The following is a 12,415-nucleotide window of genomic DNA, read 5'->3' on the forward strand; positions in this document are numbered from 1 at the left end:
GTTATTCTTTATCTGCATTTAAAACTCTAATTTGCCTTTTCATAAGCCAGGTGACGGTAAAAGCGAGAATAATGTAAACCATCAAATACATATAAAAGCTAAATTTTATTCCCGGCATTGGCGTTACGGCATCTTCGGTACGCATAATACCATAAATTATCCATGGCTGGCGCCCGACTTCTGTCACCACCCAACCAGCTTCCAGAGCAATAAAACCAAGTGGTGCAAGCAACATAAAAAACCACCAATATTTGCGGCTATCCATCCATAATTTCTTCTTCAGACTAATAAAATAAAGTAGTCCTGCAAGCATTAGTAATGTACCAATCCCAACCATCGTCTGGAACGCATAGTGTACTATAGCGACTGGAGGAAGCTCGTCTTCAGGAAAGTCATTAAGCCCCTTTACTTCGGCATCAAAGTCTCCAAAAGCAAGAAAAGAAAGTGCATTCGGAATTTCTAATTTGTTGGTCACCTCCTTATTTTCTTCATCTACTATTCCGCCGATATAGAGCGGAACTCCTTTATCGGTTTCATAATGGGCTTCCATGGCAGCAAGCTTTACCGGCTGCCTTTCTGCAACATCTTTAGCTGAAAGATCACCACTTAAAGGCTGCAGGATTGCTGCGACCGCACCAAAGGAAATGGCGATTTTAAATGCCTGTTTATGCAGTTCCGGGTTATTGTTACGCAAAATCTGATATGCATGAAGGCCGGCCACCGCAAAACTGGTGGCAACAAAAGCCGCAAGCGTCATGTGTAATGCCTGGGTAAACCAGGCAGGATTTAAAAATGCCTGGACAGGATCTATATTTGTGAATTCACCATTAATATAATCAAAACCCGAAGGAGCATTCATCCAGCCATTTGCTGAAACGACCAGTATTCCAGATGCTACTCCTGAAATGCCAATTATTATACCTGTAAACCAGTGAAATTTTTCCGGAAGTTTATTCCAGCCGTAAAGATAAAAGCCAAGGGCAATTGCTTCCACAAAAAATGCCGCTCCTTCCAGTGAAAACGGCATTCCTATAATTGGGCCGGCATGTTTCATAAATTCCGGCCAGAGCATACCTAGCTCAAAGGAGAGTGCTGTTCCGGAAACTGCACCGGTCACAAAAAATATTGCTACGCCTTTTAGCCAGGCCTTTGTAAGCTTCAGGTAAAGCGGATTTCTGGTGTTTAGCCATTTCCGGTGGGCTATTACCATGAAAAAAGGCATAACCATCCCGATACAGGCAAAAATAATGTGAAATCCAAGAGTAAAGGCCATTTGCAGCCTTGCGTATTCCAGATTTTCCATAGAAAATTCTAAGAACCTACTTCAAAATAATGATTTTCAGTTCATTACAAATGGTCAGGAACTGTTCCTGCTCTCCGATAAATTTAAGTAAAAATTGAACGGTGACAGAGCGGTTTCAGAAGGAATTACATAGGATAATTCTTGTAGAAAATTGATTTGTCATTATCTATAAGTTCCAATGAAAATCCAGAAAGAAGCACTTGATTTTCTCTGAAGCTAAAAAAAGCCACTAAGCTTTTTCATAATCTTTATTATTGAATGCTTTAGTGGCTCAAAATTTATAATTGCTATTCTACTTCTGCCAGGCTAGAAATCCACCTTTAAGATCATAAATCTCTAAAAAGCCCTCCTTCACCATTCGTTTTGCAGCGCGTGCACTTCTGGCTCCGTTCCGGCAATAAATAAACACGGGTTGATCTTTATTTAAGCTTGTAATCCTGCTCATGAAGCGGGAATCGTAAAAATTAATGTTCCTGGCATTCTCAATATGATCTTCGAGAAACTCCTTGGGAGTGCGAACATCAATTAAGACACCTTGAGTATCTAAAAGGTATTTTTTGAATTGATCTTCTTTAAAGACTTGAATTTTTGCATTGGTTCGGGAGCCGAAACCAAACAAAGACTTTATAATTTGCATTTTATAGGTTCTCCTATGTTTTTATAGTTATTCTTGAGACGGTATATATTTTCTTCGAAAAGGAAGCAAAAGCGTTCTAAACTTTTCCCTTTAAGTCCAGAAGAAATATATCAAATAACATACCTAATTTTTTAACCGTTTTGAAGCCTGAGATAGATCAATAAATCTGACAGTAATTTAGATAGAAATCTAATCAAGTTCCGGAATTATCCCAAGACTCTGGAAAAGGCGGGCTTTTGCATACATGAATTTCGTGAGCACTTCATTTTGTTTTAGTTGTGCTTCTATAAGCTTAATTTCCCTGCTGTTTATGAGGAAGATGGAGCTTTCCCCAAAGCTCATCTTTCGTTCTTCCGCAGCGAGCATTATAATATAGTTTTCTACCATTTCGCTCACAATGACATTCTGAATTTTATAGGATTCCAGTTCCTGAAAAACGGCCCTTATTTTATTCTCAATTTGCCTTTCATTCAGCTGAAGGTCAAAATATGTATCTTGTACCTTCAATTCAGCAAGACGCAAATCCCCGCGTTCCTTCCTAAGAAACAAAGGCACACTTAAGCTTATTCCAGCTTTATAATTTGCTGTATTAAGGGTTTGAAATTCCGGCTCCGGAGTAATAAAGTTGTATTCCAAATTTATAGCAGGCAGTAATTTATTAGCTTTTAAACGTCTTTCGATTTCAAGAGCCTGAAGCTTAAATTCGAGGGAACGTAATTTGGGATGATCTTCTATATCAATTTGATCTGGGGTTAAAGGGGGGAGCTCGAGAGTTAAGTCCAAATCTTCCTGTAAACTCGTATCCGGAATTATATTGGGCTGTAGTTCAACCGGGACATTGTTTGCGAGCCATAAATAATTGGACAGATTTAGCCTTTCCTTCATTAGTCTTACCCTTGCCTGCTCCAACTCTAATGTACGGCTTTGAACAGGAATCTTTGCTTCTACCGTATCTATGGCGGCTACTTCTCCCAGCCGGGCGTTCTGTTTTACACCCAAAAATCGTTCTGCAGCATTTTCCAGAAACTCTTCGTAGATAATCACTTCGTTATAAACTTTTAGCCATTCGAAATAAGCAATGGCCGCATTGTAAAGCACCTGATTTACCATCAAATCCCGCTCGGCTAATGTCTGCTGCCGGAAAGCTCTTGCACTCTTTAGAGTTGCCATACGATCGTTGATCCACATCCCCTGTCCCACATCAACAGAAACTCCGGCGCTGAACAGTCCGTCTTCAGGAACTGTTTTTTGCGGATTCAGATAATAGCCCTCATTTTGTTCAAAACCTGCTTTTACTTCTACTCCGTACCAGGTCGGAATTTTAAAAGTGGAATTCAGGATGTCGTAGTACTCTGTTCCCTTAAATTCCTTCCTGTCATAATCAACTTCAATTTTTGGGTCAAAACCACCCCGGGCCTTCAGCAGCTGTGCTTCTCCCATAGAAATCTGAAGCTCTGCCTGGCCTGCTACAGGGTGATATTCCTTTACATAGGCCATATATTCCTCAAAACTCAACACTTCTGGAAGTTGTTCCTGAGCTTTGAGAAAAAAGCAGGAAAAAACAGAAAATAAAAATAAATATCCTTTCATGTTTACTTCTTTTCCTTGTTGGCTTGAGAAGATCCTTCAGGCTGGTAGTAATTTGGAGGAAAGCCATTCAAATTTCGCCATATTTCATACCAGATGGGGACATCTTCCAGTAATGCAATTGTAGTTGCTCCGGAACCTACTCTAATTGCTTCAGGCCATGGATGATCATTAGGGTCTGGTGCAAGGAGAACACGATATTTCCCATTATCGCTTATAAAGTTATCTATTGCGACCACCCTGGAACCGTATGTCCCGTAAGACAGGTTCTCCCAGCCACTAAAAACTATCGAAGGCCATCCGTCAAATTGCACCCTCATCTCTTCACCTATGTGAATTAAAGGAATGTCAATAGGACTGATATATGTTTCTACCGCCAACATAAAATCTGATGGCATTATCCCTACTAGTCGCTCTCCTTCTTTAAAAGTCTCTCCAATCCCGGCACGCAGTGCTTTAGTTATGTATCCACTCTGCGGTGCTAATACATAATTCATTTGGCTTCTAATCACATAATTGGAATAATCACTTTCCAGCTTACTCACCTGTGCTTCGGCATCCAGTTGGTTTGAACGTGCTGTATTTAGATCACTTTCCGCCTTAGCTATTTTATTGATATATTCTGCTTCAATTCTATTAATTTCCAGCTGCGCATTAATAACTTCATTTTCACTAGCTAATAATTTATTTTGTTGAGAAATTAATTTTGCCTGAGTTTCCTGCAGTTTTAATCTCTTCTCCTCCACATCGGGTAAAGCTTTAAGACCTTCTTCCTGCAATTGCACAGTACGTGCGTATTGCGTCTCAGCAATATTAAGATTTGTTCTGGCTGCCTCCAGGTCTATACTGTCACTCTCCACTTTTAAACGGGCCTGTCTCAGTTTATTGCTCGCCTGTTTCAGTTTTAAAGCCAATTCATTTTGCAAAGCTGCTATTTGAGCACGAAGCGCAATAATTTTGCCCCCGTAAGAGTTGACAGAGCCTGTCTTTGCTTCAATCTGGTTTCCTGTCCTTTCTACCAGCATGGGATCAAAATATTCACTTTTCACTTCTGAAATATGGAGAATGGTATCTCCCTCATTTACAAACTCACCTTCTTCCACAAACCACTGTTCGATCCTGCCAGGGATGGCAGATTGTATTGTTTGAGGCCTGTGCTCGGGGCTTAATGTGGTCACATATCCAGAGCCGGAAACATTCTGCGTCCAGGGTAGAAACATGACTAACACAATAAAAATCGTAAAACCGAGAAGAATCTTGTTGAATAAATCATATTTCGTTCTGTAAAAGGCATATTTCACAGATTTATATTCTGAAATGTCCACCCTCCTGTTCAGTTTATCTTTGGATATATTAAGCATCTTTTGCTAAAATTTATTCTTTATTGTACCATTTTCCAGAATGATCGTCTCATCACAAAATTTTTCCCAAAGTTCATTCCTGCTTGCCACCAACAGAGACCATGGGCGGGAACTATCTGTAAAGAAATGAAGAAGGCGACTGGCTTCTTCATTCTCAAATTGTTCCAGAGGTTCTTTAAGAATAAGCAAATCTGGTTTTCTAACGATTGCCCGGGCAAGTATAATTCGTTTACCTATTAGTGACGAAAGATATTTCCCCTCTGGGTAAATAATACTTTTAAGGCCTTCTGGTTGCTCTTTTACAAATTGTGACAAGCCCATAGTGTCTATTGCCCATTGAATATCTTTATCTGATACCTTGTCATCACCAAAAGCTATGTTATCACGCAAGGTTCCTTCAAAAGGAAATTCTTCAGGCAGATAGACCCCCAGTCTTCCCCGGTAGTCATTTATGGCTAAGCTTTTCAAAGAATAATTATTTACGTAGATGTTTCCGCGTGTGGCTTCAAGTATTCCTGCAACAACTTTTAAAAGCGTTGTGCGTCCACTACCATTTGATCCTTTAATAAGGAAATTTTTCCCGGCAGGAATATTCAGGGAAATATTTCTAAGAATAATTTTATTACCTGTGGGTGCGGTGTACGATACATCATCTAATTCTACATCTAAAGGGACTGCATCTGATAGGGCATTATCACCTTCAGTTTTTTCCAGTTCTTTGTCTACTACCTGCCCAAGTTTTTCCAGTGAAGTAAGCAAATCATAAACGGTGTCCAATCCTCTTATCAATTTTTCTACAGATCCCATAATAAGGAGGATGATTATTTCTGCAGCTACAAATTGCCCAATGTTCATTTGTTGATTTAAAACCAGCATCCCACCAATGGCAAGAAGTCCCCCGGTTACTAGAACCTTAAAAGCTATTAGTTTTATAAACTGAATTATTAAAACGCCAAAATGACCTTCGCGGGAATGGAGATAATTATTGGTCAGATAATCACTTTTATCCATTGCAAGGCTTCTTTTTCCTGAAACTTTAAAACTAATAATCTCCCTGGCCATTTCCTGAAGCCAGTGGGCCACTTTATATTTATGTTTGGACTCATCCAGACTGGTTTCCATTCCCTTTCGTGCCGTGAATTTGAAAACAAGCCACAGAAGGACCACCAATAAGAACCCATAAATTATGAAGAATGGGTGGTAAAGGGAAAGCAGGATCAAACCAAGAATAATTTGCACTATAGCAGAAGGAAAATCCAGCAGCAGTTTAGCCATGCCTTTTTGAACATTAATAGTATCAAAAAAGCGGTTTGCAAGTTCTGGGGGATAAGAAGAATTTAACTGTTCCATTTTAATTTTTGGAAACCTGTAGGTAAATTCAAAAGAAGACCTTGTAAATATTTTTTGCTGGATATTTTCTACGATACGCACCTGCATTAGTTCCAGCACCCCTACGAATCCCACCGCCAGAGTAACCAGCACTACAAGTACTATCCAGGAGGTACTTACCCGACCTCCCTGGATTAAGTTTACAATAGCCTGTATACCCAGGGGCACAGAAAGGTTTATTAATCCTGCAAAAATCGCATAATAAATAGTTTGTAAGACATCTCTCCTGTCGAGCTTTAAGAGGCCGTACAATCGGTTAAGTGCATAGGTTCCTTTAGCCATTATTTTGGTAAGTTTAAAGTTGAAGAAACAAGGTGAATAAAAAATTGAGAAGGCAATATCTTATCATTACATTCTGTAAGTGAAGAAAAATGTTCTTTTAGAAAATGCTGGTGTAAAGTCCCTTCCATGATGGTACTTGCCAAAGAAGATGGAAAAGGATAACTACTGTCTACTGCCAAAATCATTTGCTTCAACCTTATTGCTAAGCGGTTATAAACAGCAAAAAATCCTTCTTTATTTTCCTTATCCACCTCTTTTGAAAGAAAGGATTTGGAATATTCATTAATCACCACTTTATTAAGAATCACCTCATCTATATGGGAGATAAAAGAATCTCTTTCTACGCTTCGGGTCAAAACCTGAATTCCCGTCTCCAGCTTCTTTTTGGGATTTTCGATATTGGCTGTAGCAAATACTAATTGATATTCTTTCCATCCCCAATACCAGGAAGTGAGATAAAGTAGCAGCTTGTGTTTGTTCTCAAAATAGCGGTAAACAGAACTCTCATTAGAATTTATTTTAGCTCCGAGCTTTTTAAAGGTGAAATGCTCAAACCCCATTTCATGTATTAAAAGAATGCTGTGCTCCACAATTTTTTTTCCTAATGCTGAAGATTCCGGATCCTTGACATACAGGTTCTTGTTGATTTCAATCTTTATACTTGCAAACAGATTTTTCATCCCATAAGATTTTAAATCGCTAAGATAATAGTAATACTATCATATTTGCAAATAATGCGATTATTAGTAACATTAATTTAACCTAAGAGAATCCTATTTCGGGATTACGGTTCGTCAAAACAGCAAAATACTTGAAAATGGTTCGTTTGCTTAAGAATCTGGTTAGCTCCTTTTTTACAATTTTTGTTTTTCCAGACTTTGCGTTTACTGGGGAGAGATATATAGGAGTTATATTTTCCTATATAAAAACAAATTTTAGGTGGGCAATTAATATCTGGACTTTTACTTTTTTCCCATAAATAAAATACAGAAATTTTATTTCTATTTTACCATAAAGTGCTCATTTTCGGCTTCAGATCTTCGGAAAAAATTCAGTTTTTGAGAATTTTGACTAATGGTAAAGTATCATCCATTACTTTCCAAAGTACAGATTTCTATACCTCTTTAAAAGAAATGGAAATATTCAGAGAAAGTGAGATTAGATTTAAATTTGCTGCCATTTAAGAATATCCTGGTTCCTTTTTTTTTTGCGGATTTAAAAAGGTTATTCCCAGCACGGATTGCATAAATTTTCTCATTATTGAAGGTGAAGCACCTCCCCCAAGCAGCACATCTTCTGCACAAAATTTGTCTCTTGCGCAGTATTAAAAAGTTTTATTGATGTTGCTCCATTTCAGAATCAAGTTTCCCGCTCAAGACGACGGACTCCTATAAAAACTCAGGATGAACCAATAAAAAGGAAATCTAAATACGCTAAAATCCAGCTTATTTTTCCGCTAATTTATCGATTCCAACAGAATCATAAACCTGAACTTTTTTCCACAGATGAGATGATTCTTCTATAAACATTTTATGAGCTGGTTCTGTCTGGTACTTATTTTGAATCTCTTTTGAAGGAAAACTTAGAATCAAAGAATACGTATAAGAGTTATCGACTACATCCCGTGGTGTTCCTGCCGGAACTCCAATAAATTTAGTCTGTGCATATTCACTGTTTTTCATGAACTTTTTTAGAGAAGTTTCAAAAGCCTGGCGATCTTCAGCACTATCAGGATTATGAAACCAGAAATAAACAACGTGTGTAAAATTAGAGTCAAATTCCATTTTCTCTTCCTGAGCCGAGAGGTTATTAGCTCCTAATACGACCGTAGCAATAACTAAGGTTTTTAAAATTTTGGACATTTTTCTATTGATTTTAAAGTTCCTAAATTACAATAAATTAGACAGGTTCAAAGATTTTCTTTAAAATTTAAATAAATGTGCAGCGGAAACATCTTCCTGATTACGTATCGATATTTGTTATTTTTAGCACTTCATCTTAAAAGGCCAAAAATATTTAGAAAAATCCACTCATCTCTTTCTCTGTATGTTAAATTTTTAGCTGTTCGGAAGTTATTAGAACCGAAAACCTGCTATATAAAACGAAAATACTGAAAATTGAGAATGATTCTTAAAAAAAGGAAATTCAGCAGATGCGTATTACGCAAGATTCACTGCTGAAGGGAACAATTGAAAAAAAACTACTGGTTTAAAACTGATTATGACGCTACAAATCTCACAGAGTTTGGAGTTGAGAATCCGCAGAGCACTCTCAAAGATTCACTTCGCCAAAGAACCGCTCTTATTCCTTTAAATGATGTTTTTGGGAGGCACCATTAGATTTGGAAACATTCAGTGGTGGGGCAAAAATGGATCATTGCTGATTATAGCGATGGTCATATTCAGGAAAGGTCAATTTTTCTGTACAACTTAGGTAATCACGGAGAATTGAATTTTAAGGTTCTGGATTCCGCAGAATATTAAAATAAAATCGTTTACTTGATGTAATTGATTGATTACTAATCAGTAGTTTCTGATAATTTTATATATTTAACAAATCCAGCCCTCAGGAAGTTTCTGTTAACCACAATTTTGCAGCGCGTTGTAGCGAATTTATTGCCTATGAAAGATCTAATTTTTTGTTGCTTGTTTTTTCTATTTCCAATTTTAATTTGCACTTCCCAGTCACAACAGGATATCCCGAAAGGGGAAATAAAGGGTCCTTATATATGGAAAAGTAAAATTTACCCCGGCACAGAAAGGGAATACTGGATTTATGTGCCCCAGCAATATGACCAAAATAAGCCTGCATGCCTAATGGTTATGCAGGACGGGCTTCCTGGCGCTAACTGGTGGAATTTACCAACGGCGCTTGATTCGCTAATTGCAACCCAAAAAATTCCGGTAATAATTGGTGTTCTAATTGGCCACGGGAAAGTAGCTGCAGAGAATGAAAGCTTCCCCCGCTACAACCGCAGTTTTGAATACGACGCCACCGGAGACAACTATTCCCGTCTCCTTATGGAAGAAATTTTACCTGAAGTGAACAAAACCTATAATATAAGTTCAGATCCTAATGATCGCTCCATTGCCGGGGCCAGCTCTGGCGCCATTGCTGCGTTTAACGTCGCCTGGGAACACCCAGATGCCTTCCGGAGGGTGATGAGTGCCATTGGTTCCTATGTGCATTTACGGGGAGGTGAAGATATCCCCAAGCTAATTCGGGTTTCCGAACCCAGGCCAATACGCGTTTTTTTGGAGGACGGAAGCAATGACCTTAATATCTACGCCGGCGATTGGTGGATGGCCAATCAAACAATGTTATCAGCTTTAAAATGGTCGGGATATGAGGTGGAACATAACTGGGGCGATGGAGGTCATAGCGGCGAACACGCTGCTTCTATAATTTCCGATGCGCTAACCTGGCTTTGGAAAGATTATCCCGAACCTGTAAAAACGCATCCCGAAAACACTTCCCGTCGCGTAGATGTATTGATCCCGGGAGAACCCTGGAAAGAAATTCCGCTGAAAAATTTAAAAGCAGATCAAATTGCCGTAAATCAGGAGGGTGAAATATTCTTTTCTGAAGAAAAAGCTGTTTATAAATTAAATGAAACCGGAGACCCCGTACTTTTCGCAGAATTAAATTCCAACATTAGCGGACTTTCTTTTCACAGTGATGGTAAACTTTACATAGGTGATCCAGAAAACCGAAAGCTGTTAAGCATAAATAATATAGGAAATATTGCGGAGGTTATTTCAGATGTAGAACCTAAATTCCTGGCGGTCTCCAACAAGGGGATTTACTTTAGCGAAGCCGAAGCAAATAGAATAGGATTTTTCAATTTTACTGACAAAGAGCTGCAATATTTTGATGTTCCGGGAGAACCCGGCGGCCTGGCAATTTCAGCCGAACAAACGTTTCTAAATGTCGCAATTTCCGATGGTTTATTTGGCTATTCTTTTAAAATTGAAGAAAACGGAAGCCTTAATTATGGTCAGGATTATATCCATTATTATAAACCTTACGGAAATCCTTTTCCGCTTGCTGAAGGTTTGGCTGTAGACTCAGATAATAACGTTTATACCGCAACCAGCCTGGGTATCCAGGTTTCTGATCAGCTGGGACGGATAAATTTCATCTTTTCCAATCCTGAAGATAATCCAACAGATGTGAAAATTGGAGGAGAGAACTTTAATACCCTATACCTCTCTGCCAATGGTAAAATTTTCAGTAGAAAAATAAACGCCAAAGGTGTTTTATCGTGGAAGAGCCCTGTTACCCCGCCAGAACCGGGGTTGTAGCATAAGAAAAATAGTATTTCCTCCTAAAATGAAAAGCATAAGTTGCTTTTCATTTTAGGAGGAAATTAAAAAAAGGAAAGTTGCTGTAAAAAAATTGCAGGCCTGGCCTGAAGCGGTAATAGTTGCCGAAAATTGCCATTTTCAACCAGCTACTAAACTGATTGGTTTTTATTCGTCCCGAACAAATTTTCACCTCTTCAGCATAGCTATATAAACTGCTGTTTTTTGAGCTTATTTTCCAATTTTGGCTATTTTCGTTTCCGAAAATGCAAATCTATTTTTAAAAGCCGATTCTTCACCCTCCTTTATAGCACATTTTTGCTTTTCTTCGCATCAAATCAACCAGATAATGCTTGTTGCAAAGCGTATATTACCAATTATAGTTTTTTCCCAGTTTTGCTGTACTTCGCTCTGGTTTGCGAGCAATGCAGTAATGCCAGATTTGCTGCTGAATTATAACCTGGGAGCTTCCGCTTTGGGGCATTTGACTTCTGCTGTGCAATTTGGATTTATAAGCGGCACCCTTATTTTTGCAATTTTCGGCATCGCAGATCGGTTTTCGCCCTCCAAAGTATTCCTTATCTGTGCCCTTTTGGGAGCCTTCTTTAATCTCACTATAATTTCTGAAGGGCATACTTTAAACACCCTGTTACTGCTGCGTTTTCTTACCGGATTTTCCCTCGCCGGAATTTATCCTGTAGGAATGAAGATCGCTTCAGATTATTACCTAAAGGGACTGGGAAAATCACTTGGTTTTCTTGTAGGAGCCCTGGTGCTGGGGACCGCATTTCCTCATTTATTAAAAGATATTACAACCACCGGCACCTTACCATGGATGACTGTTCTTATAACAACTTCTGTTTTATCTGTTTTGGGCGGATTGCTGATTTTTCTATTAATTCCGGATGGGCCGTACAGGCACCCAAAATTGAAAAAGGATTTTTCTGCGCCTTTTAAGGTTTTTAGAAATTCGAGATTTAGAGCTGCCGCTTTTGGTTATTTTGGTCATATGTGGGAACTCTATGCTTTCTGGGCTTTTGTACCGGTAGCTTTGCAAATTTATCGGGAAATACACCCCGGTGCTATTTTTAATATTCCTTTGCTTTCGTTCATTATTATCGGCTCCGGCGGAATAGCATGTGTGTTAGGGGGTTATATTTCTGCAAATTTCGGTATCCGGAAGACTGCAGCCACGGCGCTTTTTCTTTCAGGATGTTGTTGTCTTCTTTCTCCTTTGCTGCTACTTCAAAATTCTCCGACTGCTGTGATCGTTTTCCTGATTTTCTGGGGACTAATGGTGGTTGCAGACTCGCCTCTTTTTTCCACATTGGTAGCTCAAAATGCAATTGCAGAATCCCGGGGTACCGCCCTTACCATCGTAAACTCTATTGGATTTGGTATTACTATTTTAAGCATCCAAATCCTTAATTTCTTAACGGAAGTTATTGATCCCATTTACCTGTTCGTCGTACTGGCAACGGGACCAACCTTTGGATTACGGTCCCTGTTTAGAAAAAGTTCTTCGGAAGTCTGAACCCTTCCGTCTTTATCA

At 38.8% G+C, this 12,415-nt stretch carries 9 protein-coding genes; 2 read left to right on the plus strand and 7 right to left on the minus strand.

The genetic code is table 11. The features are described 5' to 3' along the window. Position 1: 1 nt before the first annotated feature. The 7 genes from RM545_RS15215 to RM545_RS15245 form a co-directional block, all read right to left on the minus strand. Positions 2–1,303, minus strand: coding sequence for a cytochrome ubiquinol oxidase subunit I (locus RM545_RS15215; protein WP_311496147.1), 1,302 nt, complete (start codon positions 1,301–1,303; stop codon positions 2–4). A gap of 292 nt (positions 1,304–1,595) precedes the next feature. After that, positions 1,596–1,940, minus strand: coding sequence for a rhodanese-like domain-containing protein (locus RM545_RS15220; RefSeq protein ID WP_311496148.1), 345 nt, complete (start codon positions 1,938–1,940; stop codon positions 1,596–1,598). A 189-nt stretch (positions 1,941–2,129) separates the two neighbouring features. Continuing rightward, positions 2,130–3,530 carry a TolC family protein gene (locus RM545_RS15225; protein WP_311496149.1) on the minus strand — a complete coding sequence of 467 codons (1,401 nt, stop codon included), beginning with the start codon at positions 3,528–3,530 and terminating at the stop codon, positions 2,130–2,132. Between the two features lie 2 nt (positions 3,531–3,532). Beyond that, positions 3,533–4,888: an HlyD family secretion protein gene (locus RM545_RS15230; protein ID WP_311496150.1), complete on the minus strand. Its 1,356-nt coding sequence runs from the start codon at positions 4,886–4,888 to the stop codon at positions 3,533–3,535. A gap of 6 nt (positions 4,889–4,894) precedes the next feature. Continuing rightward, positions 4,895–6,559, minus strand: a complete 1,665-nt coding sequence (locus RM545_RS15235; RefSeq protein ID WP_311496151.1) for a peptidase domain-containing ABC transporter — start codon at positions 6,557–6,559, stop codon at positions 4,895–4,897. After that, positions 6,559–7,239: a TetR/AcrR family transcriptional regulator gene (locus RM545_RS15240; RefSeq protein WP_311496152.1), complete on the minus strand. Its 681-nt coding sequence runs from the start codon at positions 7,237–7,239 to the stop codon at positions 6,559–6,561. Before RM545_RS15240 ends, RM545_RS15235 begins: the two co-directional genes overlap by 1 nt. 765 nt (positions 7,240–8,004) lie before the next feature. Further along, positions 8,005–8,421: a Dabb family protein gene (locus tag RM545_RS15245; RefSeq protein WP_311496153.1), complete on the minus strand. Its 417-nt coding sequence runs from the start codon at positions 8,419–8,421 to the stop codon at positions 8,005–8,007. A gap of 759 nt (positions 8,422–9,180) precedes the next feature. Between RM545_RS15245 and RM545_RS15250 the strand changes: the two genes are divergently transcribed. Together RM545_RS15250 and RM545_RS15255 are read left to right on the plus strand one after the other, a co-directional pair. Then, a complete protein-coding gene (locus tag RM545_RS15250; protein ID WP_311496154.1) occupies positions 9,181–10,863 on the plus strand; it encodes an alpha/beta hydrolase-fold protein in 1,683 nt (560 codons plus the stop codon). A gap of 349 nt (positions 10,864–11,212) precedes the next feature. Beyond that, positions 11,213–12,397 (plus strand): MFS transporter, encoded by a 1,185-nt coding sequence (locus RM545_RS15255; protein ID WP_311496155.1) that lies wholly within the window; start codon positions 11,213–11,215, stop codon positions 12,395–12,397. Positions 12,398–12,415 lie beyond the last annotated feature (18 nt).

This window comes from Autumnicola lenta (genome assembly GCF_031846515.1).
Lineage (GTDB): Bacteria > Bacteroidota > Bacteroidia > Flavobacteriales > Flavobacteriaceae > Autumnicola > Autumnicola lenta.